23 protein-coding genes are annotated in these 24660 nt (G+C 65.3%); 6 read left to right on the top strand and 17 right to left on the bottom strand.

Going from position 1 to position 24660, the window contains the following annotated elements; genetic code table 11:
- Positions 1 to 130 precede the first annotated feature (130 nt).
- The 7 genes from ACX0GZ_RS06650 to glmM all read right to left on the bottom strand — a co-directional run bounded on the left by ACX0GZ_RS06650 (position 131) and on the right by glmM (position 5892).
- Positions 131 to 1081 carry a hemolysin family protein gene (locus tag ACX0GZ_RS06650; protein ID WP_458814635.1) on the bottom strand — a complete coding sequence of 317 codons (951 nt, stop codon included), beginning with the start codon at positions 1079 to 1081 and terminating at the stop codon, positions 131 to 133.
- Complete coding sequence (gene ybeY / locus ACX0GZ_RS06645; RefSeq protein WP_458814633.1) at positions 1062 to 1598, bottom strand: rRNA maturation RNase YbeY; 537 nt, start codon at positions 1596 to 1598, stop codon at positions 1062 to 1064. Before ybeY ends, ACX0GZ_RS06650 begins: the two co-directional genes overlap by 20 nt.
- A 6-nt stretch (positions 1599 to 1604) precedes the next feature.
- The gene (locus ACX0GZ_RS06640; RefSeq protein WP_458814631.1) at positions 1605 to 2603 is read right to left on the bottom strand and encodes a PhoH family protein; all 999 of its coding nucleotides are present in this window, start codon (positions 2601 to 2603) and stop codon (positions 1605 to 1607) included.
- A gap of 350 nt (positions 2604 to 2953) precedes the next feature.
- Positions 2954 to 3550 (bottom strand): ribonuclease HII, encoded by a 597-nt coding sequence (locus ACX0GZ_RS06635; RefSeq protein ID WP_458814629.1) that lies wholly within the window; start codon positions 3548 to 3550, stop codon positions 2954 to 2956.
- 7 nt (positions 3551 to 3557) lie between these two features.
- On the bottom strand, positions 3558 to 4331 hold the full coding sequence (thiD, locus tag ACX0GZ_RS06630) for a bifunctional hydroxymethylpyrimidine kinase/phosphomethylpyrimidine kinase (protein WP_458814627.1): 774 nt from the start codon (positions 4329 to 4331) through the stop codon (positions 3558 to 3560).
- A complete protein-coding gene (locus ACX0GZ_RS06625; RefSeq protein ID WP_458814625.1) occupies positions 4328 to 4552 on the bottom strand; it encodes a DUF1272 domain-containing protein in 225 nt (74 codons plus the stop codon). Before ACX0GZ_RS06625 ends, thiD begins: the two co-directional genes overlap by 4 nt.
- Positions 4552 to 5892 carry a phosphoglucosamine mutase gene (glmM, locus tag ACX0GZ_RS06620; protein WP_458814623.1) on the bottom strand — a complete coding sequence of 447 codons (1341 nt, stop codon included), beginning with the start codon at positions 5890 to 5892 and terminating at the stop codon, positions 4552 to 4554. Before glmM ends, ACX0GZ_RS06625 begins: the two co-directional genes overlap by 1 nt.
- A 71-nt stretch (positions 5893 to 5963) precedes the next feature.
- Between glmM and ACX0GZ_RS06615 the strand changes: the two genes are divergently transcribed.
- Entirely contained in the window at positions 5964 to 7223 is a 1260-nt protein-coding gene (locus ACX0GZ_RS06615) for a dicarboxylate/amino acid:cation symporter (RefSeq protein ID WP_458814621.1), read from the top strand.
- A gap of 155 nt (positions 7224 to 7378) precedes the next feature.
- On the opposite strand, the gene gorA is transcribed toward ACX0GZ_RS06615, so the two are convergent.
- Positions 7379 to 8728, bottom strand: coding sequence for a glutathione-disulfide reductase (gene gorA / locus ACX0GZ_RS06610; protein ID WP_458814619.1), 1350 nt, complete (start codon positions 8726 to 8728; stop codon positions 7379 to 7381).
- Positions 8729 to 8852: 124 nt separating this feature from the next.
- Positions 8853 to 10352 carry a glucose-6-phosphate isomerase gene (gene pgi / locus ACX0GZ_RS06605; RefSeq protein ID WP_458814617.1) on the bottom strand — a complete coding sequence of 500 codons (1500 nt, stop codon included), beginning with the start codon at positions 10350 to 10352 and terminating at the stop codon, positions 8853 to 8855.
- Positions 10353 to 10587: 235 nt separating this feature from the next.
- On the opposite strand from pgi, the gene lepB reads away from it, so the two are divergent.
- From lepB to ACX0GZ_RS06580, 5 genes are all read left to right on the top strand, one after another.
- Positions 10588 to 11460 (top strand): signal peptidase I, encoded by an 873-nt coding sequence (gene lepB / locus ACX0GZ_RS06600; RefSeq protein ID WP_458814615.1) that lies wholly within the window; start codon positions 10588 to 10590, stop codon positions 11458 to 11460.
- Positions 11457 to 12131 (top strand): ribonuclease III, encoded by a 675-nt coding sequence (gene rnc / locus ACX0GZ_RS06595; RefSeq protein ID WP_458814613.1) that lies wholly within the window; start codon positions 11457 to 11459, stop codon positions 12129 to 12131. The genes lepB and rnc overlap by 4 nt, the downstream gene beginning before the upstream one ends.
- A 295-nt stretch (positions 12132 to 12426) precedes the next feature.
- The gene (locus ACX0GZ_RS06590) at positions 12427 to 13713 is read left to right on the top strand and encodes a thiamine pyrophosphate-dependent enzyme (protein WP_458814611.1); all 1287 of its coding nucleotides are present in this window, start codon (positions 12427 to 12429) and stop codon (positions 13711 to 13713) included.
- A gap of 74 nt (positions 13714 to 13787) precedes the next feature.
- A complete protein-coding gene (locus ACX0GZ_RS06585; RefSeq protein ID WP_458815248.1) occupies positions 13788 to 14792 on the top strand; it encodes an alpha-ketoacid dehydrogenase subunit beta in 1005 nt (334 codons plus the stop codon).
- 2 nt (positions 14793 to 14794) lie between these two features.
- Positions 14795 to 16120, top strand: a complete 1326-nt coding sequence (locus ACX0GZ_RS06580; protein WP_458814609.1) for a dihydrolipoamide acetyltransferase family protein — start codon at positions 14795 to 14797, stop codon at positions 16118 to 16120.
- Between the two features lie 159 nt (positions 16121 to 16279).
- Here ACX0GZ_RS06580 and ACX0GZ_RS06575 read toward each other — a convergent pair whose 3' ends face one another.
- From ACX0GZ_RS06575 to ACX0GZ_RS06540, 8 genes are all read right to left on the bottom strand, one after another.
- Positions 16280 to 16543: a hypothetical protein gene (locus ACX0GZ_RS06575; protein ID WP_458814607.1), complete on the bottom strand. Its 264-nt coding sequence runs from the start codon at positions 16541 to 16543 to the stop codon at positions 16280 to 16282.
- Between the two features lie 116 nt (positions 16544 to 16659).
- Positions 16660 to 17727, bottom strand: coding sequence for a chorismate synthase (aroC, locus tag ACX0GZ_RS06570; RefSeq protein WP_458814605.1), 1068 nt, complete (start codon positions 17725 to 17727; stop codon positions 16660 to 16662).
- Positions 17724 to 18245, bottom strand: coding sequence for a GNAT family N-acetyltransferase (locus ACX0GZ_RS06565; RefSeq protein ID WP_458814603.1), 522 nt, complete (start codon positions 18243 to 18245; stop codon positions 17724 to 17726). Before ACX0GZ_RS06565 ends, aroC begins: the two co-directional genes overlap by 4 nt.
- A 13-nt stretch (positions 18246 to 18258) precedes the next feature.
- The gene (gene fabI, locus ACX0GZ_RS06560; protein ID WP_458814601.1) at positions 18259 to 19062 is read right to left on the bottom strand and encodes an enoyl-ACP reductase FabI; all 804 of its coding nucleotides are present in this window, start codon (positions 19060 to 19062) and stop codon (positions 18259 to 18261) included.
- On the bottom strand, positions 19059 to 20006 hold the full coding sequence (locus ACX0GZ_RS06555) for a YihY/virulence factor BrkB family protein (RefSeq protein WP_458814599.1): 948 nt from the start codon (positions 20004 to 20006) through the stop codon (positions 19059 to 19061). The genes fabI and ACX0GZ_RS06555 overlap by 4 nt, the downstream gene beginning before the upstream one ends.
- Positions 20007 to 20152: 146 nt before the next feature.
- Complete coding sequence (locus ACX0GZ_RS06550; protein WP_458814597.1) at positions 20153 to 21094, bottom strand: DnaJ C-terminal domain-containing protein; 942 nt, start codon at positions 21092 to 21094, stop codon at positions 20153 to 20155.
- 78 nt (positions 21095 to 21172) lie between these two features.
- Complete coding sequence (locus ACX0GZ_RS06545) at positions 21173 to 22162, bottom strand: transglutaminase family protein (protein ID WP_458815247.1); 990 nt, start codon at positions 22160 to 22162, stop codon at positions 21173 to 21175.
- A complete protein-coding gene (locus tag ACX0GZ_RS06540) occupies positions 22162 to 24657 on the bottom strand; it encodes a circularly permuted type 2 ATP-grasp protein (protein ID WP_458814595.1) in 2496 nt (831 codons plus the stop codon). The genes ACX0GZ_RS06545 and ACX0GZ_RS06540 overlap by 1 nt, the downstream gene beginning before the upstream one ends.
- Positions 24658 to 24660: the final 3 nt, after the last annotated feature.

Genomic DNA, 24660 nt, shown 5'->3' with positions numbered 1-24660 from the left:
ACCCAGACCGCCGCTCGCGTCGTGGGCAACGCCACAAGTTGGTCGAACCGAGAAATCTACCCTGTCACGCGCTTCGGCGATCGACAAACGCATTACCCCGCACTTGGTGATCGCCTGAGCCGATGGAACGTCAGTCTTCGGCGATTCCCAGCTTGCGGGGCGGGTGGAGCCGCAGCCGCGACACCCGCTTGGCATCGGCAGCCAGCACCTCCAGCCGCCAGCCCGACGGATGGTCGAGAATGTCGCCGGCAGCCGGAACTTCGCCCGCCAGCACGAAGGCGAGGCCACCCAACGTGTCGATATCCTCCTCGACCTCCGCCAGACGCGGGTCGATCGCCTCGGCCACATCCTCCAGCTCGGCGCGCGCATCGGCGTCCCAGCCGCCGCCGTCGAGCGGCACGAACAGCGCGGTCGGCGCGTCGTCATGCTCGTCGTCGATCTCGCCGACGATTTCCTCGATCAGATCCTCGATCGTCACGAGGCCCTCGGTGCCCGAATATTCGTCGAACACGACGGCCAGGTGCGTGCGCTTGGCCTGCATCGTCGCGAGCAGGTCGAGCGTTCCCATCGATTGCGGCACGAAAATCGGCTGACGCACCAGCGCCGACAGGTTGGCGGGCGGCGTCTCGCCCTTGGCGAGGATGTTGAACACGTCCTTGATGTGGATCATGCCGGTGATGGTATCGAGCTTTTCGCGATAGACCGGCAGGCGGCTGTGCCCGGCTTCGGCGAGCAGCGCGACCAGATCGGCGAACGGCGTCGATTCCTCGATCGCGATGATGTCGGCGCGCGGCACCCCGACATCGCCCGCATCGCGCTCGCCGAAATGGAGCAGGTTCTTGAGCATCTTGCGCTCGATCGGCGACAGATCGCCCTTGATCGCGGTGTGCCCGTCCTCGCGGGCGTCATGTTCGTGTTCGGAAATCGCCTCTTCGATCCGGTTGCGAAGCGTGTCCGCGCTTTCGTCACCGAAGATCAGGGTGCGAAGGCCCCGCCATATGCCGCCGCCGTCCGGCGGCGTGCTACTGTCGCCTTGCCCGTTGCTGCCGTTGTTACCGTTGCTACTCGGGCCGTCGGCCATCGTCGTCTGAGTCCTCTGTTACGGGATAGGGATCCGCAATGCCGAGGCTGGCGAGCGCATCGCGCTCGATCCCCTCCATGGCCTCCGCTTCCGCATCCCCCTGGTGATCATAGCCTAGCAAGTGCAGCACGCCATGCACAATCAGGTGCTGGGCATGATGTTCCACCGAAATGTCGCGTTCGGCCGCTTCGCGCTCGCATACGCCGCGCGCGAGCACGATATCGCCGAGCAATACCTCGCCATCGTCGCTGTTGGCGGTGACGCTTTCGATCAGGTCGCTCTGGATCATCGGAAAGGACAGCACGTTGGTCGGCTTGTCCTTTTGCCGGTAGTCGCGGTTGAGCACGCGCACTTCGTCATCATCTGTCATCCGCACCGCGATTTCGATCGAAGCGGCCGTGGTTACGAGCGCCGCATAGGGCGTGCGAGTGATCGCGGCTGATGCGCAAGCGGCGGCGAGCCCTTCCCAATCGGCCTGGGGCCAGCCGGGCTCGGTCTGAACGGCGACGTCGATCATCGGGCGTCAGGCATTGTCGCCCTCATAGGCCTGGACGATGCGGCCGACGATCGGGTGGCGGACCACGTCTGCTGTCGTAAACCGGACGACCGACAGCGATTCGATCCCCTCCAGTTTCGCAACCGCGTCGTTCAGGCCCGATGCGGTGACGCCGCCGGGCAGGTCGGTCTGGTTGGGATCGCCGCAGATCACCATCCGGCTGTTCTGGCCGAAGCGGGTCAGGAACATCTTCATCTGCATCGGCGTGGTGTTCTGCGCTTCGTCGAGGATCACGAAGGCATCGGCGAGCGTGCGTCCGCGCATGAAGGCGATCGGTGCGATCTCGATCTCTCCGCTCGCCAGCCGCCGCTCGACCTGTTCGGGCGGCATGCAGTCGTAGAGCGCGTCGTACAAGGGCCGCAAATAGGGATCGACCTTTTCCTTCATGTCTCCGGGCAGGAAGCCGAGCTTTTCCCCCGCCTCCACCGCCGGGCGCGACAGGATCAGCCGCTGGACGCTGCCGGTGATGAGCTGGGCGACGGCCTGCGCCACCGCCAGATAGGTCTTGCCGGTGCCAGCAGGTCCCAGCGCAAAGATCATGTCGTTCGACACCAGTTGCCGCATATAATGCGCCTGATTGAGCGAGCGCGGGACGATCGTCTTGCGCCGGGTGCGGATCATGATCGGCGGCGGGGCGTCGCGTTCCTGGCGGACGATGCCGTCGAGCGTCGGTTCGCTCGACATCGCGATCACCGCGTCGATCAGCCCGGTGTCGATCTCCTCCCCGCGGATGACGCGCGAATGAAGGTCGTTCAGCACCTCGCGCGCATGGGCGACGGCCTCCGCCGTGCCCTCCACCTGAACGCGGTCGCCGCGTGCGGTGATGTACACGCCCAGCCGTTCTTCGAGCGCCAGCAGGTTCGAATCGAATTCACCGAACAGGCGCGGGAGCAATTGGGGCTTGTCGAAGCTGAGTTCGGCGCGGGAACGCTCGCCGGGACGGGCGGGGACAGGCTTGCGGCTCATGCAGTCCTTTCGGGGCGCAAAGGTGACCAATGTGACACGATAAAGCGAATCGCGCGGGCGACTGCCGCCGGGTGGGCGGAGGCGAAATGGACAGGAGTCGCGGCGCAGCGCAGCATCGCGCGACGATGGCAGATGGCGGAGGCGGAGGACAGGGGGAAAGTTGGGGTGGCCACCCGTCGATCTGATTGCCAAGCGCTCGGCGAGGGTCGACCTCACACATGGTTGGTCTGCGATTTCTGAACTGCTAAGGTCGGAAACCGCCCGCATTGATGATCGCCACCCCGCCCTGCTCAATGAAAAGGGCAGTGATAAGCCGTTGACCGCTTCGACCGGGCGTCATCCAATGCCCTTCAAAACCCCAGCCACGCCTGCGCGACCGGCGCGAAGCTGCGCCGGTGCATCGGCGTCGGTCCCAATGTCCTGAGCGCCTCTTGATGCGCACGGCTGCCATAGCCCTTGTTCGACGCCCAGCCATAGCCGGGATGAAGCCCGTCCGCCTCGATCATCATGCCGTCGCGGATATGCTTGGCGACGATCGACGCCGCCGCGATCGACAGGCATTTCGCGTCCCCGCCCACTACTGCCTGCGACCGGTGCGCCCAGTCCGGGCAGCGATTGCCGTCGACCAGCACCATGACGGGCGCGCACGGCAAGGCGTCGACCGCCCGCTGCATCGCCAGCATTGACGCCCATAATATGTTCAGCCGGTCGATCTCCTCAACGCTCGCCACGCCGATCCCGACCCGCGCGCAGCCCAGCAGTTCGTCGTGCAACCGAGCGCGCCGTATCGCGGTCAGCGCCTTCGAATCATCGATGCCGTCGGGGATGCAGTCGGGGTCGAGGATCACCGCGGCGGCGACCACCGGCCCGGCCAGCGGCCCGCGCCCCGCTTCGTCGACACCCGCGACCGGCCCCGCATGCGCGCTTTCGAAACTGAAATCCGGCATTGCCAGCTCAGCCTTCGAGTTCGTCGAACGGTGACAGGCCCAGCGCGTGCCCCATCGGCCCATGACCGCCACCCAGTCCCGGCGCGGAGATCAGCGCAATCCGCACGAACCGCACCGCGCGACGAAACGCCTCATGGATCGGCATCGCGTCGCCCAATCCGCACGCCAGCGCGCTGGCAAAGGTGCAACCCGTCCCATGCGTGCTGACCGTATTGATACGCTTGCCGACCAGTTCATCGACCAGATCGCCGCGCGGCGAGAATAGCTGGTCATGAACCTGCTCGCCGACCAGATGTCCGCCCTTTTCGACCAGGTGGCAGCCATGCGCCAGCACCGCCTCGCGTCCGCCCAGCGCTTCGAGTTCGGGCAGGTTGGGCGTCACCACCGACGCCAGCGCCATCAGCCGCTCGAACGCGGCGATCGTGTCCGTGTCCGCCAGCACCGACCCGCTGGTCGCAACCATGACGGGATCGAACACGATCGGCACGCCGAAGGTCGCCAACCGGTCGGCGACGGCATGTGCGGTTTCCGCCGATCCGATCATCCCGATCTTGACCGCATCGACGCCGATATCGCGCACCACGCTGTCGATCTGGGCAATCACCACGTCGGTGGGGACGGGATGCACGGCGTCCACGCCCAGCGTGTTCTGGGCAGTGATGGCGGTGATCGCGGTCATCGCATGGCCGCCAAGCATGGTGACCGTCTTGATATCGGCCTGAATTCCCGCGCCCCCGCCCGAATCAGAGCCGGCAATGATCAGGATGCGGGGGATGGTCACTGTCCGAAGCGCCGCGCTTCGCTTGCCGGATGCTTCGCCAGCAACTCGCGGCTGCGGATCGGACGGTCGAGCAGCTCGCCGCCGCAATTGGGGCAAACTTCATCCACCGCGTCGGCACATTCCGCGCAGAAGGTGCATTCGAACGAACAGATGAACGCCCCCGGCGCATCGGCAGGCAGATCGGTGCCGCAGCGTTCGCAATCGGGGCGCATGTCCAGCATCAGGCGGCCGCCGCGCGTACCGCGTCGCAGATGCGGTCCACCACGCGCTCGACCTGACCCTCGTCGTCGCCCTCGGCCATCACGCGGATGACGGGTTCGGTGCCCGACGGGCGGATCACCAGCCGTCCCTTGCCGTCGAGTTCGGCTTCGGCCTCGGCGATCACCGCCTTGACGCTTTCCGCCTCAAGCGGCTTGCCGCCCGCAAAGCGCACATTCTTCAGCAATTGCGGCAAGGGATCGAAGCGGTGCAGCACTTCGCTGGCGGGTGCGCCCGCACGCTGCAATTCCGCCAGCACCTGCAACCCCGCGACCAGTCCGTCGCCGGTCGTCGCATAGTCCGACAGGATGATGTGCCCCGATTGCTCGCCGCCGACATTGTAACCGGACGTGCGCATCTTTTCGAGGACATGGCGGTCGCCGACCTTGGTGCGGATCAGCCCCAATCCCTGCGCCGACAGATGGCGTTCCAGCCCCAGGTTCGACATGACGGTCGCGACCAGCCCGCCGCCCGCCAGCCGTCCGTCGCGCGCCCAACCGCTGGCAATGGTCGCCATCAACTGATCGCCGTCCACGACCTTGCCGTTTTCATCGACGACGATCAGTCGGTCGGCATCGCCGTCGAGCGCGATGCCGATCGCCGCCCCGCTCGCCACCACGGTTTCGCACAAGGTCTGCGGCGCCGTCGATCCGACTCGGTCGTTGATATTCTTGCCGTTGGGCGAAACGCCGATTGCGACGACGTCCGCGCCCAGTTCCCATAATGCCGATGGTGCAACCTGATAGGCGGCACCGTTGGCGCAATCGACGACGATCTTCATCCCGTCGAGCCGCATGTTTTCCGGGAAGGTCGATTTGGCGAAATGGATGTAGCGGCCCCTGGCATCCTCGATCCGTTTGGCCCGGCCGATATGCTCGGACGGTGCCAGCGGCACGTCGCCGTCGATCAGCGCCTCGATCGCTTCCTCGTCGGCGTCGGACAATTTATACCCGTCCGGCCCGAACAGCTTGATGCCATTGTCGGCATAGGGGTTATGGCTGGCCGAAATCATCACGCCCATGTCCGCACGCATCGAATGGGTCAGCATCGCGACCGCGGGCGTCGGCATCGGCCCGACCAGCACCACGTCCATGCCGACGCTGGTGAACCCCGCGACCAGCGCGTTCTCGAGCATATAGCCCGACAATCGGGTATCCTTGCCGATGACGACGCGGTGCCGGTGGTCGCCGCGCTGGAAATGGGCGCCCGCCGCCATCCCCACTTTCATCGCCATCGCCGCGGTCATCAGCGGACTGTTCGTCGCGGCTCTGATTCCGTCGGTGCCGAAATATTTTCTTGCCATTGCGTGCGTTGTCCTCACCTTGCGGTGTCCATTGCCGTGGCTGATAGCGCGCGAAACCAAAAAGGGCGAGCATGTCGCAACCACTCCGTATCTTTCTCAGCCTCATCGGCGGTCTCGCCATCGGCATCTTCTGGTCGTCGCAATCGCCGGAAAGCGCACAGGACGCCGCCGCCGTCGCGCAACCGATCGGCACCGCCTGGCTGAACGCGCTCAGAATGACGATCGTGCCGCTGGTGGTCGCGTTGCTCGTCACCGGCATCGCCGCCGCGGCGGAGGCCGCACGCGCGAACAAGCTGGCGGCGCGCGCCTTCATCACCTTCATCACGATCTTGTGGACGTCGGCGGCTTTGGGCGCGTTCCTGACGCTCGGCTTCCTCGACCTGTTCCCGCTTGCAGCGGACCCCGCTGCCGCGTTGCGCAGCGCATTCGCGACCGCAGACCCCGCAGGCGAGGTGCCGCCGTTCAGCGAATTCCTGTCGGCGATGATCCCGACCAATCCGATCGCGGCGGCGGCCGAAGACGCCTTCCTGCCGCTGATCGTGTTCACCACCGCCTTCGCCTTTGCGATCACGCGCCTGCCGGTCGAACCGCGCAAATTGCTGGTCAGCTTCTTCCAGGCGATCGGCGATGCAATGCTGGTGCTGATCGGCTGGGTGCTGTGGCTGGCGCCCGTCGGTGTCGGCGCGCTGGCGTTCATGGTCGGCGCGCAGGCGGGGACGGCAGCGTTCGGCGCACTGGTGCATTATGTGCTGATCGTATCGGCCGTCGGCAGCGTGATCTGGCTGCTCGCCTATCCGCTCGGTGTCATCGGAGGCCGCGTGTCTCCGCGTAATTTCGCCCGCGCCGCACTCCCCGCGCAGGCCGTCGCGATCTCTACCCAATCGAGCCTCGCCTCGCTGCCCGCCACATTGAAGGGCGCGCATATGCTGAATGTGCCGGTCGCGAGCGCGGGCGTGGTCCTGCCGCTCGCGGTCGCGATCTTTCGTGCAACCGGCCCGGCGATGAACATCGCCGTCGCGCTCTACGTCGCGCACGTCTTCGGCATGGAACTGACGCCGGCCCAGATCACGGCGGGCGTCGCGGCTGCTGCGATCACGACGATGGGATCGGTCAGCCTGCCCGGCTCGATCAGCTTCATCAGTTCGATCGCCCCGATCGCCATTGCAATGGGCGTGCCGATCGAGCCCCTCGCACTGCTGGTCGCGGTGGAAACGCTGCCCGACATCATGCGGACGGTCGGCAATGTGACGATGAACCTGGCAGTGACGACGACGGTGTCGAACCGGGCAGGCGTGACGGCAGAGACGGAGGCCGACGCGCTGCTGGATTGAGGGGGGTAACCCGCCTTATTCATCGTCACCCCGGCCGAAGTGCCGGGGTCCACTGTGCCTCAAGGCCAATCGCAAGAAGTTCGGACGTTGCGAAAGCCGCGTGGTGGACCCCGGCACTTCGGCCGGGGTGACGGGGTTCATTATCCCGCGACGGGTCACCGCATCAAAACAAGCTCTTCCGCCATGCTCGGATGCAGCGCCACGGTCGCGTCGAAATCGGCCTTGGTCAGCCCGGCCTTCACCGCGATCGCCGCCGCCTGCAGGATTTCCGGCGCGTCCGGCCCGATCATGTGCAGCCCCAGGATCTTGCCCGTCTCGCTGTCGCAGATCATCTTGTAGAGCGCGCGTTCGTTGCGGCCCGCCAGCACGTTCTTCATCGCGCGGAAATCGGAGAGGTAGACCTTTACCGATCCGAACTGTTCCTTTGCCTGGCCTTCGGTCAGACCCACCCCCGCAATCGGCGGATGGCTGAACACCGCCGCCGGAATGCAGCCATAATCGACTCGCGTCGGCTTGCCGCCATAGATGGTGTCGGCGAATGCCTGACCCTCGCGGATCGCGACCGGGGTCAACTGCACGCGGTTGGTGACGTCCCCGACCGCATAGATCGACTTGCACGCCGACTGATTGTCCTCATCGACCGGAATCGCGCCGTGATCGTCGAGTTCGATTCCCGCCTTCTCCAGCCCCAGCTTCTCGGTATTGGGCACGCGTCCGGTCGCGAACAGGACGAGGTCGACTTCGATCGGCTCGTGGTTCGACATCGACACCTTCAGCGCTCCGCCCTTGACCTTCTCGATACCCTGAAACGCGGCATTGAAGCGGAAATCGATCCCCTTCATCGTCGAAATCTGGAGCAGCCGGTCGCGCACGCTTTCGTCGTAACCCCGCAGGATCACGTCGCTGCGGTTCATCAGCGTGACCTTGGATTTGAACTCGTTGAAGATGCCCGCGAATTCGTTGGCGATATAGCCTGCGCCTGCGATCAGCACGCGTTCGGGCAGCTTGTCGAGGTGGAACACCTCGTTCGATGTGATCCCCAGTTCCGAGCCGGGACAATCGGGCACATGCGGGCGCGCGCCGACCGCGATCAGGATGCGCTCTGCGGTGATCTTGCGCCCACCCGCCAGCTTCACCTCATGCGGGCCGGTGACGGTCGCGCGGTCAAGGATCACCTCGACCCCGTGGCTGTCGAGCGTGTTGGTATAGGCGGTGTTCAGCCGGTCGACCTCGCCCAGCACATTGTCGCGCAGCCGTTCCCAGCTGAACGCGCATTCGTCGGGCACGTCCCAGCCGAACGCCTTGGCATCGCGCAGATCCTCGGCGAAATGCGCACCATAGACGAGCAGTTTCTTGGGCACGCAGCCGCGAATGACGCAGGTGCCGCCGACCCGGTATTCCTCGGCCAGCGCGACCTTCGCGCCATGTGCGGCGGAAACGCGCGCCGCGCGCACGCCGCCCGATCCGCCACCGATGACGAACAGCTCATAATCGTATTTTGCCATCGGTCGCCTCATTCCTTTCAGCGTCATACCCGCGCAGGCGGGGATCCATATTCCATGCCGTTGCGGACGAAACGTTCAGGCCCGACACAATGGATCCCCGCCTGCGCGGGGATGACGGGTTCCCTTAGTTCGAAAGCCCCGCACGCTTCAGCAGGTCGGTGGTCGATGCATCGAACGCAAGCCCGCCCTTTTCCGCCGCCTTCGCCATTTCCTTGCCCAGTTCCACACCGAACTGGTCGAACGGGTTGATCCCCAGCATCGCCGCGCTGACGAAGGTCCGGTGTTCGTAGAACGCCAGCAACGCGCCCAGCGTGCGCGGGTCGAGCGTATCGAGCAGCAAGGTCGACGAAGGCCGGTCGCCCGGATAGGCGCGCGCCGCATCGTCATGCCCCTTGCCCGCCATCAGCGCCGCACCCTGCGCAAAACAGTTGAGCAGCAATTGCCGGTGGTGATCGTCGGAGAACACATCCTCCTGCTCGATCACCGCGACGAATTCGACCGGCACCAGCCGGGTGCCCTGATGCAGCAACTGGAACACCGCGTGCTGACCGTCGGTGCCGACCCCGCCCCAGGTGATCGGTGCGGTCGGGCGCGTGACCTTCTGCCCGTCGGTCGTCACGCCCTTGCCGTTCGATTCCATCTCGAGCTGCTGGAGATAGCTGGGCAGCAGCCGCAGCCGTTCGTCATAGGCGAAGGTCGCGCGCGTCTCGCACCCGCGAGCCTGCGTGTAATACAGGTCCGCGAATGCCGCCATCACCGGCGCGTTCTTCGCCCAGTCGCTCAGCCGGAAATGGCGATCCATCTCCGCCGCGCCTTCCAGCATTTCCTCAAAGGCCGCCCAGCCGAGGCCGAGCGCGGCGGGAAAGCCGATCGACGACCAGAGCGAATATCGCCCGCCCACCGCCTCGTTGAACGGCAGCACGCGGGTTTCGTCGACGCCCCATTCGATCGCCTTATCGGGCGACGCGGTCAGGGCGATGACCCGGCCATAGGGGTCGTCGACCCCGGCTTCGCTCATCCACTGGATGGCGCTGGCGGCGTTCAGCATCGTCTCGCTGGTGGTGAAGGTCTTCGAGGCGATGACCAGCAAGGTCGCCGCCGGATCGAAGCCGCGCGTCGCCTCTTCCAGTGCCAGTCCGTCGACGTTCGACACGATCGCCACGTCATAGCGCCCGGCATCGCGGCCCAGCGCATCCATCAGCAGATCCGGACCCAGCGCCGATCCACCGATCCCGACATGCAGGACGTGTCGCACCGGCCCCAGCGCCTCGATCTCGATCGCGTCGATCAGCGCGCGCATCCGCGCATGAAGCCCGCGCGCACGCTCGACGCTATCGGGCGCGCCCTCACCACGTTCGGCGGTGTGTTCGGCGGCGCGGCCCTCGGTGACGTTGACCGCCTCGCCCGCGAACAGTGCGTCGCGCTTTTCGGCAAGCCCTGCGCTCTTGGCAGCGGACTCGAACCACGCAAGCACCTGCGGCGACAAATGCGTCTTCGACCAGTCGAAATGGATACCCGCGACATCCACCGACAGCCGCGCCACGCGGTCGGCCTCGGCGTCGAACAGCGCCTTCAGCGTCGGACGATCGAGCGCTTCGAGCGCATTCCAGTCAGGATGGGTCATGGGAGGGGACTCCTTGGAGGGATTGCAGCCGTCCCTAACGCGCCAACCCGGCATTCGCCACCACCCAAATCCTCCCCTGCAAGGGGAGGGGGACCATCGGCAGGATGGTGGAGGGGTAGCCCCCTCTCGATAGCGCAATACCCCTCCGTCAGTCGCTACGCGACTGCCACCTCCCCTCCGAAGGGAGGATCATCTGCGCTTGACGCAACCCTTCCGTCCCAGCACAGCAACACACATGGCCGACCATACCGACAGCGCGGGCATTCCCGCAGACGATACCCCGCAGCCGATCGGCAAGGGCGGCGCGCCTGCCGCAAAGCCCAAATCGGAACTGCGCGATACCGCGATCTTCCTTTTGAAGCTCGCGATTTTCGTCTTCATCATCCGCAGTTTCCTGATCTCGCCCTTCGTCATTCCGTCGGGATCGATGCTGCCGCGCCTGCTCGTCGGCGACTATCTTTTCATCACCAAATGGAATTACGGCTATTCCAGACATTCGTTGCCGTTCAGCCTGCCGCTCATTCCCGGCCGCGTGTTCGCCTCCACGCCCGAGCGCGGCGATGTCGCGGTGTTCAAGGCGCCGCCGCAGGATGCCGACGACTGGATCAAGCGCGTGATCGGCGTGCCCGGCGACACGATCCAGATGAGCAATGGCCAGGTCATCCTGAACGGCCAGCCCGTGCCCAAGCAGCGGGTCGCCGATTTCGTCGTGCCGCTGACCCCGAATTTCAACGAAACCAATGGCTGCCGAGGCGAATTCGTATCGACCGACGCCGACGGCACGCCAATCTGCCGCGTGCCGCAATTCCGGGAGACGCTGCCGAACGGCAAAAGCTATATGGTGCTCGACCAGGGCAGCTTCCTGCCCGACGACACCGAGGTCTTCACCGTCCCCGAAGGCCATGCCTTCATGATGGGCGACAACCGCGACGATTCGAAGGACAGCCGCTTCCAGCATCTGGCCGGCGGCATCGAATTTGTGCCGCTGGAAAACATCCAGGGCAAGGCGGTCGTGAATTTCTGGTCGACCGACGGCAATGCCCAGTGGCTGATGCCCTGGACCTGGTTCACCGCCGCGCGGTGGGAGCGCATCGGGGAAGGCTTTTGAGCGACGCCGACCTGATCGACTGGCTGACCGAAACGCTCGGGCGCAGGCCGGGCACCCTTGCCCCCTATGTTCGCGCGCTGACGCATGGCAGCCAGGCGGTCGAGAATTATGAGCGGCTGGAGTTTCTGGGCGACCGCGTGCTTGGCCTCGTCATGGCCGATTGGCTGTTCGAACGCTTCCCCGACGAGCCCGAAGGAAAATTGTCGCGCCGGATCAACGCGCTGGTGACGGGGGCGGCGTGTGCCGACGTCGCGCGCGAAATCGGCGTGGCCGCGCGCATGAAGCTGGGCAAACAGGCGCGCGACGACGGGGCGGGCAACAGCGACAATGTGCTGGGCGACGTGATGGAGGCACTGATCGGCGCCCTCTATCTCGATCACGGCATCGACGCGGCGCACGATTTCGTCCGCCGCGCCTGGGCCGACCGCATCGAGACCCAGACGCGAGCACCCAAGCACCCCAAATCCGCGCTTCAGGAATGGGCCGCCGCGCACAATCGCCGCCCGCCCGAATACGCCATCGTCGAGCGCTTCGGACCCCATCATGCGCCGCGATTCAAGATCCGCGTCACCGTCGGTAAGCTGGCAGAGGTCGAAGCCGAGGGGGCGTCCAAGCAGGAAGCCGAAACCGCAGCGGCCACCGCGATGCTCGAAAAGCTGCAATCGGTTTGAGTCGCGAATCGCGCTTACGCCGACAAATTGAGAGACTTTCGTTCGCTGGGTGGGCCGTGCGTGCAACTTCCGTTCGCGTGCCGATCGTGCTCAGGCGATCCGTCCAGGCGATATGACGGTTCTCCAGCATCAGCGGCTCACGCAGATTGTTTGCGGAACCCAAGCATTTTGGCACTTTTGCGGCTTCGCGCTTCCCCCTCTCGCCATCGGCGTTGAAATTATATAACAGGGAAGCAGAACCGGGTTCCGCGCGTTCCTACGAACACGACACGACCCCTAATACTCGGGAGAGACCATGACCGGCGAGCCATCGCGCGCCAATTTGCCGCCGCTTTCGCTGCATGTGCCCGAGCCCAAATTCCGGCCCGGCGACGCAGTCGATTTCAGCGATTTCGACGTGCCGCCCGCAGGCGAGCAGCGTCGGCCCGACACGGCCGAGGCCGCCGACAAATTCCACGACCTGGCGTTCACGCTGGTCCGCGTGCTGGATGACGAAGGCAATTCGGTCGGTCCCTGGAACCCGCGCCTGTCGCCCGAAAAACTGCGGCAGATGCTGCGTTACATGGCGTTGCTGCGCGCGTTCGACGAACGCATGTTCCGCGCCCAGCGCCAGGGCAAGACCAGCTTCTACATGAAGGCGACGGGCGAAGAGGCGGTCGCAGTCGCGGCCACCATGGCGCTGCAACGCGATGACATGACCTTTCCCAGCTATCGTCAGCAGGGCATCCTGATCGCGCGCGACTGGAGCCTCGTCGACATGATGAACCAGATCTATTCGAACAGCGCCGACCGCCTGCAGGGCAAGCAGTTGCCGATCATGTATTCGACGAAGGAAGGCGCGTTCTTCTCGATCTCGGGCAATCTCGCCACGCAATATCCGCAGGCCGTAGGCTGGGCGATGGCGTCGGCGGCCAAGGGCGATACCCGCATCGCCGCGACCTGGTGCGGCGAAGGGTCGACCGCGGAGGGCGATTTCCATTCCGCGCTGACCTTTGCCACCGTCTATCGCGCGCCGGTCATCCTGAACGTCGTCAACAATCAGTGGGCGATCTCGAGCTTTTCAGGGTTCGCCGGGGCAGAGGCCACGACCTTTGCCGCGCGCGCGGTCGGGTACGGCATCGCGGGCCTGCGCATCGACGGCAACGATCCGCTGGCGGTCTATGCCGCGACCGAATGGGCGGCGGAACGCGCGCGCACCAATCAGGGGCCGACGCTGATCGAGCATTTCACCTATCGCACCGAAGGCCATTCGACCTCCGACGATCCCACCCAGTATCGCAGCGCCGAGGAGGCGACCGAATGGCCGCTGGGCGATCCGATCAAGCGGTTGAAGGACCATTTGATCAAGCTGGGCGAATGGGACGAGGAACGCCATGCCGCGCAGGACATCGAACTCGCCGAACAGGTGAAGGCCGCGCAGAAGGAAGCCGAGAAGAACGGCATTCTGGGCCACGGCCTGCACCAGCCGCTCGATACGCTGTTCGACGGCGTGTACGAGGAAATGCCCTGGCATCTCAAGGAACAGCGCCAGCAGATGCTGGACGAGGAAGAAACCAGCGGTCGCCCGTGGGACCGGAAATGAGCGATATGAGCGATCTCGAAACCCCCGAAGCCCGCATCGCGCCCACGCCCGACCGCGAAGGCGACACCGTCCGCATGAACATGATCCAGGCGATCAATTCGGCGATGGACGTGCTGATGGACCGTGACCCCAACGTCATCGTCATGGGCGAGGATGTCGGCTATTTCGGCGGCGTGTTCCGCGCGACCGCGGGCCTGCAGAAGAAATACGGCAAGACCCGCGTGTTCGACACGCCGATCACCGAATGCGGCATCATCGGCGTCGCGGTCGGCATGGGCAGCTATGGCCTGCGTCCCGTCCCCGAAATCCAGTTCGCCGATTACATCTATCCCGCGCTCGACCAGCTCGTGTCGGAGGCCGCGCGGCTTCGCTATCGTTCGGCAGGCGAATTCACCGCGCCGATCACGGTGCGCTCGCCCTTTGGCGGCGGTATTTTCGGCGGTCAGACGCACAGCCAGTCGCCCGAGGCGATCTTCGCGCACGTCTCGGGCCTCAAAACCGTGATCCCGTCGAATCCCTATGACGCCAAGGGCCTCTTGATCGCCGCGATCGAGGACAATGACCCGGTCATCTTCTTCGAGCCCAAGCGCATCTATAACGGCCCGTTCAACGGCCATTGGGACAAGCCCGCCAGCAACTGGTCGAAGCACCCGGCAGGCGAAGTGCCGACCGGCTATTACCGCATCCCGCTGGGCAAGGCGGCGATCGTGCGGCCCGGCGAGGCGCTGACCGTGCTCGCTTACGGAACGATGGTCCATGTCGCGGCGGAAGCCGTGCGCGAGGCGGGGATCGACGCGGAGATCATTGATCTGCGCACGCTCGTCCCGCTCGACATCGAGACGATCGAGGAATCGGTGAAGAAAACCGGCCGCTGCCTGATCGTCCACGAAGCGACGCGCACCCAAGGGTTCGGCGCGGAACTGTCGGCATTGGTGCAGGAACGCTGCTTCTATCACCTGGAGGCGCCGGTCGAACGCGTCACCGGTTTCGACACACCCTACCCGCACAGCCTGGAATGGGCTTATTTCCCCGGACCCGTGCGGATCGGCATGGCGCTCAAAAAGATCATGAAGGACTAAGCATGGCGCAGTTCAAATTCCGCCTGCCGGACATTGGCGAAGGCATTTCCGAAGCCGAAATCGTGGCATGGCACATCAAGGTCGGCGACCGGGTCGAGGAAGACCAGCAGATCGCCGACATGATGACCGACAAGGCCACGGTCGAGATGGAATCGCCGGTCGCAGGCACCGTCGTGGAGTTGGCAGGCGAAGTCGGCGATCAGGTTGCGATCGGATCGACTTTGGTGGTGATCGAAACCGAAAGCGACGCGGCCGACGCCGCGCCCGCTTCGGACGAGGCCGTGGAGCAGATCGAGGCCGAAACGCCGGGTGTGGACGAGGATGCGGCTCCCGCTGCGGCTCCGGCATCGGCACCCGCCCCCACTACGTGGGTTTCGAGCGAAGTCGAGAAACCTGCCGCGCGCGAAGAGGAACGTGTCTCGACTGCGCTCGACACGAACGGAGAAGGCGCGGCGCGCAAGGCGGACCACAAAGCGCTTGCCTCCCCCGCGGTGCGCCAGCGCGCGCGTGAACTCGGCATCGATCTCGCGTCGGTCAAAACCGATGGCGACCGCATCCGCCACGCCGATCTCGACGCGTTTCTCCGCTATGGCAGCGGCGAGGGCTATCACGCGCCGCACGTCAGCCGCGCGCGCGCGGACGAGACCGTCAAGGTCATCGGCATGCGTCGCCGCATTGCCGAGAACATGGCGGCGTCGAAGCGCAACATTCCGCACTTCACCTATGTCGACGAACTCGACGTCACCGCGCTGGAGGCGATGCGCGCGGACCTGAACGCCAATCGCGGCAATCGTCCGAAACTGACGATGCTGCCGTTCCTGATCGTCGCGATCTGCCGCACCCTGCCGCAATTCCCGATGCTCAATGCGCGCTATGACGACGAAGCGGGCGTGGTGACGCGTTCGGGCCGCGTGCATCTCGGCATGGCGACCCAGACCGATGCCGGCCTGATGGTCCCGGTCATCCGCGACGCGCAGGACATGAATGTGTGGCAATTGGCAAGCGAGATCACCCGCCTCGCCGACGCGGCGCGCACCGGCAAGGCCAAGTCCGACGAGCTGTCGGGATCGACGATCACCATCACCTCACTCGGCCCGCTCGGCGGCATCGCGACCACCCCGGTCATCAACCGCCCCGAAGTCGCGATCCTCGGCCCCAACAAGATCGTCGAGCGCCCGGTATTTCAGGGCGACGACATCGTCCGCGCCAAGCTGATGAACTTCTCCATCAGCTGCGACCACCGCGTGGTCGATGGCTGGGACGCGGCCAGCTATGTCCAGGCGCTCAAGAAACTGGTGGAAACCCCGGTCCTGCTGTTCGCGGACTAACCGTCGTCACCACATCCGTTCGTTTCGAGCGAAGTCGAGAAACGCTGGTAACCGCTAGCAATATGTTTCTCGACTTTGCTCGAAACGAACGGGTGTAATGAGTAAGCACACAAAAAGGGCCGGGGATCGCTCCCCGGCCCTCTTCATTCGCGCGTCCGCTCAGCCCTGTGGCGGCACCGGATCGGTCGGCGGAGTCGTGAGATCGTCTTCGCTTGGCTCGCCCATCGGTTCTTCGGTCGGCGCAGGCGGGGTGGTTTCGTCCGTCGGCACCGGCTCGGTGGTTTCCGGCGTCGTGCTGCCATCCCATGCCTCTTCAGCCTGCACATTATTCTCGACGGGGGTGTCCTGCGTATCGGCAACCTGCGCGAGAGCGGCGGTCGAACCGAACAGGATCAAGGCAGAAGCAAGTGCTTTGGTACGCATTGGATAGTCTCCATGTTGTTTCGCCCCTTACAACATCGGAAATGGCGTTTTTGAGCCGTTTTTAAAGCTCGGCTCATCCCTTGAATCACTCGCCAACCGGCAAAGCGAGCCTTATTTCAGCCACATTGTGCCCGGTGCAACAATTTCTGATCCGCCAGCACCAGCGCCATCATCGCCTCGACCACCGGAACCCCCCGGATGCCGACGCAAGGATCGTGACGACCCTTGGTGGCGATCTCGGTCGCGTCGCCTTCGGGCGTGATCGTCTCCACCGGCGTCAGGATCGAACTGGTCGGCTTGAACGCCACGCGCAGCCGCACCGGCTGGCCAGTGGAAATGCCGCCCGCGATGCCGCCTGCGTGATTGGCGAGGAATTCCGGCCCAGCGGCACCGGGCCGCATGGCATCGGCATTCTGCTCGCCCGACAGCAGCGCCGCGCCGAAGCCGTCGCCGATCTCGACGCCCTTGACCGCATTGATCGACATCGCCGCCGCCGCCAGTTCGCTGTCGAGCTTGGCATAGAGCGGCGCACCCCAGCCCGCGGGAACGCCGCCCGCCTCGCACGCCACGACTGCCCCCAGCGAAGACCCTGCCTTGCGCGCACCATCGACCAGCGCTTCCCACCGGATCGCTGCCTGGGGGTCGGGACCGAAAAACGGGTTGTTGGCGATCTCGTTCGCATCGAACCGCGCCGGATCGATCGCATCGCCGCCGATCGCCTCGACCCAGCCGGTGATCGTCACTTCGGGAATCACCAGCCGCGCCACGGCGCCTGCTGCAACCCGCGCCGCCGTCTCGCGTGCCGAAGACCGCCCGCCGCCGCGATGATCGCGAAACCCGTATTTGGCGTCATAGGCGTAATCGGCATGGCCGGGGCGATAGGCCTTGGCGACATCCGAATAATCCTTCGACCGCTGATCGACATTCTCGATCATCAGCGAAATCGGCGTGCCGGTGGTGCGCCCGTCGAACACGCCCGACAGGATGCGCACCTGATCGGGTTCGCGCCGCTGCGTCGTGAACCGCGACGTGCCCGGACGACGCTTGTCGAGGAACGGCTGGATGTCGGCCTCCGACAAAGCAATCCCCGGCGGGCACCCGTCGATAACGACGCCCAGCGCCGGTCCGTGACTTTCCCCCCAGGTGGTGAAGCGGAACACCCGCCCGAAACTGTTCCAGCTCATGCGTCTTCCCCCAGCACGGCGAACGCCACGGCATGATCGCACCGCCCCCGCACGCCGCAGGGCATCGCGCCGTCCTGCAAGGGCACGGCCATGAAATACTCCCCGGCATAGGGGCTGTCGAAGCCCGTGGCCCAATCGGCGGCATAGCCGAAGCGTCCGTAATAGGCCGGATCGCCAAGCACGAAAGACAGCACGACTTGGGCATCGCGAAGCCGGTCATGGCCCGCTGCGACCAACGCCTCCGCTACGCCCTGCCGCCGGTGGCCGGGCGCGGTCGCAACCGGCGCCATCGCTACCGCGGCGATCGGCTTCCCACCAACCTCAACATCCATCCGGCTGAACACCGCAACGCCCGCCAGTGCGTCGGCCTCCTCGGCCACCATCGCCAGCACCATGTCGCCGTCCATGCACAGTCGTTGCACCAGCAAGGCTTCGTCGGGCGCGGGAAAGCTTGTGCGCAGCAGCGCGTCGATTGCGGGAACGTCCTCGGGCCGCGCGACTCTCACCTCGATCGTCACGCGCGCCTCCCGATCAGCTCAGCGCGATGTCGGGCGCGTCCTCGGCCTTCATGCCGACGACGTGATAGCCGGCATCGACATGGTGGATTTCGCCGGTCACGCCGCTCGACAGGTCGGACAGGAAATAGAGGCCGGAGCCGCCGACATCCTCGATCGTCACGTTGCGCTTCAGCGGCGCGTTCAGCTCGTTCCATTTGAGGATGTAGCGGAAATCGCCGATGCCCGATGCCGCCAGCGTCTTGATCGGTCCTGCCGAGATCGCGTTGACGCGGATATTGTCGCGACCGAGATCGACGGCGAGATACTGGACGCTGGTATCCAGCGCCGATTTCGCCACGCCCATGACGTTGTAATGCGGCACGACCTTTTCCGACCCGTAATAGGTGAGCGTCAGCAGGCTTCCGCCGTTCGGCATCATCGCCTGCGCGCGCTTGCAGACGGCGGTGAACGAATAGACCGAGATGTTCATGGTCATCAGGAAATTGTCGAGGCTGGTGTCGTAGTAACGCCCGCGCAGTTCGTTCTTGTCCGAAAAGCCGATCGCATGGACGACGAAATCGATCGTCTCCCACCGCGCCTTCAATTCATCGAACGCGCGATCGAGATCGGCCATGTCCGACACGTCGCATTCGATCAGGAAATCGCAGCCAAGCTGCTCCGCCAGCGGCCGCACCCGCCGCTCCAGCGCCTCGCCCTGATAGCTGAACGCCATTTCCGCGCCGTGCTCGGCCAGCTTCTTGGCAATGCCCCATGCCAGCGAACGATCATTGGCGAGGCCCATGATCAGCCCGCGCTTTCCTGCCATCAATCCCGTCACGCCGCTTCATTCCCCTGCTTGCTCGAACGCGCTTCTACCGCGCCATTCGGCTTTTCCGCCAGCGCCGCATTCAACTCGGCACCCATCACCACGCCCAATCCCACGATATAGAAGAAAATCAAGGCGATCATCACGCCCGCAAGGCTGCCATAGGTCAAATCGTAGCTGCCAAGCGACGAGAGCACGAGGGGCAGCAGCGCCGTCGTCAGCATCCACCACCCCGCCGTAAAGGCTGCACCCGGCCATTTCGGACAGTTGGTCTTGCGGTAGCGTCCCGGCGTCAGCGTGTAGAACAGCAGATACAGCGCCCCGAACAGTGCCAGCGCCGGCGCGATCCGCAACACCTGAACGATCTGCGCGGCATCGGTGGCAAATGGCAGCAGCCGCACGATGAACTGCTCAACCCCGGTCAGTACGATCTGAAAGCTGAACGCGATCAGCACCATGATGACCGAACCGATGATGATTCCGACCGAGGTCAGCCGATACTCCCAGAAGGGCCGGCTGAACGGCACCCCGTAAGCCCGACGCAAAATGTCGCGCACCGTCTCGATGAAGCTGGCGGTGGTCCACAGCCCGACCAGCGCGCCGATCCACAGCAGATTGCCCGATCGCGCAGCCAGCACATCGACCACCGGCTTCTGCAAGAGGGTCGCGACTTCCGGAGGCACGGTCTGGAGAAAAGCGTTGAGCGCCTGGAGACTGTCGCCGGTTCGCCCGAACAAACGCGCCAAGGCCGCGGCGACGATGAAGAACGGAAACAAGGTGAGCAGCGAGAGATAGGCGAGGTTGCCCGCATGGGTGAATCCATCGGTGTAGGTGCCGACCAGCACGCGTTTGGTCACCTCCAGCACGCGTTCGCTGACGCCCATCTGCTCCAGGCGCCTGCGAAACGGCTTCTTCGCGCGCGCCTCGGGCGATTGGGGGGAGGTGTCGTCGGTCATACGCCGCGCCCCCCTCAAACCGTTCGTTTCGAGCGAAGTCGAGAAACGTGTTCCGCGCGCTGGCGGACGTTTCTCGACTTCGCTCGAAGCAAACGGGCGGGGACGGTTGCGATAAAATTGCTCCCTGTGAGCGTAATCGTCAGCCTTCAGACGCCCAGCTTGGCGCGCGGGTTCCCCTCGCCGCTCGGGGTCCAGCCTTCAACGAACGCCTCAAGCGCCGCATCGCCCGCGGGCAGATCGACCACCAATGTCACCAGCTGGTCGCCGCGCCCTCCGCCCTTCTTGTGAAACCCCTTGCCCTTCAGCCGGAACGTCTTGCCCGATGTCGATCCCCTGGGAACCGTCAGCATCACCGGCTTTTCGGCCGTGGGCACGCGCACCTGCGCGCCAAGCACCGCTTCCTTCAGCGTGATCGGCAGATCGACCCGCACGTCGTCGCCATCGCGGACGAAGAAACGGTGCGGCTGGACCTCGATCGTCACGATCGCATCGCCATTGCCGCCCGGCCCCTCCTGCCCCTTGCCCGACAGACGCATTTGCGTGCCGGTTTCGACCCCGGCAGGGAGTTTCAGATCGATCGTCTTGCCATCGGCTAGCGTGATCCGCTGGGGGGCAAGCGCCGCCGCATCCGTGAACGGCACTTGCAGCTTATAGGCGACGTTTGCGCCCTTGGGGCTGGGACGCCGTCCGAAACCCCCGAAGCCACCCGAAAAGCCGCCCCCGCCGCGCCGCTGGGCACCGCCAAACAATTCTTCGAACATGCTGCCGACATCGGCGCCGTCGCTTGAAAAATCGAATTGCGACCCGCCCGACCGGTACTGGCCGCCATGCCCGCCGCCGCCCATGCCCGCGAACGGATTGGTGGGATTGCCGTCGGCGTCGATCTCGCCCCGGTCGAAGCGCGCGCGCTTGTCCTTGTCGGTTAGCAGGTCATAGGCATTGGTGACCTGGCTGAATTTCTCCGAGGCCTTGGGATTGTCCTTGTTGCGATCCGGGTGAAGCTGTTTCGCGAGGTTGCGATACGCTTTCTTGATTTCGGCTTCGCTCGCCCCGCGCGCGACACCCAAGGTTGAATACGGATCGGCCATGAATTCCCTGTTCGATTTGGCGATTTGCTAGTGTGTTAGATCGGCGTAACAGCCGCGGGACGCAAGGGGTGACCTCGATTACCCATCGCCGTTCGTTTCGAGCGAAGTCGAGAAACGCTCACGAGCGCGCGGTTCACGTTTCTCGACTTCGCTCGAAACGAACGGGAGGGGGGCGTTGGAAATCGCAGATGTCGCCAGAGGCTCGACATCGACCGAAACATGCATCGCCTGCACGCCCGATCCCAGCACCACGCCGTCGATCGGCGCGATGTCGCCGTAATCGCGGCCGACCGCCATGACGATATGGTCGCCCGCCATCCAGATGCCGTTGGTGGGATCGAGCCCGACCCACCCCAGATACGGTCCGCACCACAGCAATACCCACGCATGGGTCGCGTCCGCCCCCACCAGCCGCGGCTGGCCTTCGGGCGGCAACGTGCGGATATAGCCCGAGGCATAGGCCGCGGGCAGGCCCGCCGCGCGTAGCCCCGAAATCATGATCTGCGCAAAGTCCTGGCACACCCCGCCACGTTTCGAAAACGCCTCGATCGGCGGGGTGTCGACCAACGTCGCGGTCGTATCGAAGTCGAACTCCGACTGTATGCGCCGCGCCAGCGCGATTCCCGCTTCCAGACATCCGCGTGCCGGGTCCAGATCGGCGGCGCAATAGTCTGCGATTTCCGGATCGAGCGGAATGCGCGGCGACGGAAACAGATAGCTGGCCGGGCCGGACGGCGAGATGTCGCGGCTCGCGCGCGCCCACGCCGCAATGTCGGCCAGCGTCGGATCGGCCGCCGACGGCATCGGCACCGGCCGATCGACATCGACCCGCGCGACGCTTTCGATGGTCAGTTGCCGCACCGGCTTGTCCACCACCAGCCGCACGACATGCGCCAGCCCCGCCTCTGCCCGCGCGGGCGCGGTGTGGCTGTCGGGTTCGACGATCAGGTCATAGTCGAGCAGTGTCTGCCCCGGCCAGTCGATGGGTTTGAGCCGCAGATTGCACCGCGCGAACGCCACCCGGTTGGCATAATCGAAGCGCGTCACATGCCGGACCTGATAATGCATCATGCCAGTGTCAGCCCGCCTGCGCGTAAGGGTTCGGCCCCTTGAAGAAAATACCGTCGCGCGATGCTTTCGGACAATTGCCCCAGTCGCCGTTCGAAATCGATCAGCAGCATGGGATCGACGCTCGCCGCAGTCGCCGTCGTCACCAGCGCCGCGAGTTGCGTCGCCTGCGCCTGTTGCGGCTCGGCCAGGCCATCATCGGACAGGACCGGAAGCGCCGTCAGATGCGTGACGATCCGCTCCACCTGATAGGCCAGGCTGCGCGGATTGCCGGGATCGAGCAGCACCAGATCGATGACCGGCACGCGCGCGATGCCGGTCAGGTAACGCTGGCGATAGCTGATCTGGCTGTCGCCCAGATCAAGCAAAGTGGACAGGTCGTCAGCGGTGGCATCGGTGCCCGCAAAGGCGCTGACCGCGCGGGCGATCGACAGCCCGCGTTCAATCCGCCGACCCATGTCCTGAAACCGCCACGCATCGGTGCGCGCCATATGTTCCGCCGACAGCCCGGCGAGCGCCGCATAACGCCGCTGGAGCGTGCCTGCGCGTTCCAGCAGGCTGCCCTTTGCCGGAAACGGTGCATCGAGCAAACGGATGACGTCCGCCGACAAGCGATCGCGCGAACCGCTGCCGATTTCCTGCGCGCTGCGGTTGATCGACCGAACGCTTTGCCAGCCCTCGGACTCCAGCGCGTTGCGGGCAAAGCCGGTCAACTCCGCACGTCGCATCGTTGCGGGCGCAGGGGCGGCCCCCTTGGCGGCGATCAAGTCGACCAGTCCTTTGAGCGTCGCCTGCGGCAGCGCCGCGCCGGTATCCGCGCTGATCGAATGGCCGAGCAGCACGCGGATTGCCCCCAGCAGCGCCTGCCCGCGTTCCAGATAACGCCCCAGCCAGAATAGATTGTCCGCCGCCCGACTTGGCAGCGTCCCCGGATTGCGCCGCAACTGAACCGAATCGACTGGCGGCAGCAGCGACACGGCATCGACCGGCTCCGGCCCGTGGATGCAGACATCGGCGGAAAACGTGCCTTCCCCCATCACCGCCGCGCGCGCATCGGGATGCTCGCCGATGCGCGCGAAACCGCCGGGCAGCACGACCCATTTGCCGTCCGCATCGCGCGCTGCGAACACGCGGAGCGTAAAGGGCCGCGCCTCGATGCCGTTTCCGGTTGCCACCGGCATGGTCGATAGCCGCACCACTTCCTGCCCGACATAATCCTGTGGTCGGCGGTCGAGATCGGCGAGCAGACGCGCGCGCGCGTTCGCATCCAGTTCCGATCCCAGCGTCGAACCACCCGCCAGCCCCAGCACCGATTGCCCGAAGGCGGGCGCGATCAACATGTTGGTCAGGTCGCTGCGGACTTCATCGCATTCGCGCGGCTGGCCGCACCACCAGGTCGCGATGTTGGGGTTGCGTAAGGCCTCGCCCGTCAGCCTGAGCGCCAGAGACGGCAGGAACGCGCCGAAGGCGGGCGATTCCATCACGCCGACGCCGGGCGCATTCGACACCACGACATTGCCGGCGGCCATCGCATCGACCAGCCCGGCGACCCCGATCTGGGAATGCGAATCGAACGCCAGCGGATCAAGCAAGCGAGGGTCGAGCCGCCGCCACAGCGCATCGATCCGCTTCATCCCCGCGATCGTCCGCACATAAACCTGATCGTCGCGCACGGCGAGGTCGGCGCCTTCGACCAGTAGAAACCCCAGATAGCGCGCGAGATGCGCCTGTTCGGCATAGCTGGGGTTGAACCGGCCCGGCGTCAGCAGCCCGATGCGCGGTTCGGCGCGCCTGCACGCCGCCGCCAGCCCGTCGCGCATCCGCGCGAAGAACGGTGCGTGGCGTTCGATGTTCAGCCGCGCCTGCAATCCGCCCAATGTCCGCGCCATCGCCAGCCGGTTTTCGAGCGCATAGCCCGCCCCCGTCGGCGCGCGCAGATGATCGGCCAGCACGCGCCAGCCGCCTTCCGGACCGCGACACAGATCGGCGGCGAAGAAATGCAGATGCTTGCCGCCCGGCGGCTCCATCCCCACCATCGGGCGCATGAAGAACGGGCTGCCCGCGACCAACGCCGCCGGAAGCTGACCCCCCGCGACCAGTCGGCCGGGGCCGTAGATGTCGGCGATCACGCATTCCATCAGCTCGGCACGCTGGGCGATGCCGCGTTCGATCCCTGCCCATTCGTGCCCGTCGATCAGCAACGGGATCGGCGACAGCGGCCAGGGGCGCTCGTCGCTTTCGCCGGGGATACGAAAGCCGGTGCCGATATCCTCGGCCTGGCGTTGCGCGCGTTCGGTCACCTGACCGATCGCCTCGCCCCCGACGCTGGCCGCTTCCTCGAACGCCACGCGCCAAGCCTCGCGCGCATTGCCGGTCGCACCGCACAGCATGTCGGACGCGATCGCCTGGCTGCAATATTCGTCGATCCAGCGATCGGCGATCACGCACGCGTCGAACAGGTCGGCGGACGGGGCGGGGAGCACGGAGCCGGACATCGC

The sequence above is a fragment of the Sphingomonas aestuarii genome (assembly GCF_054457155.1).
Note: the sequence above shows the minus strand (reverse complement) of the source record. Positions and strands in the feature narration are given on the sequence as shown.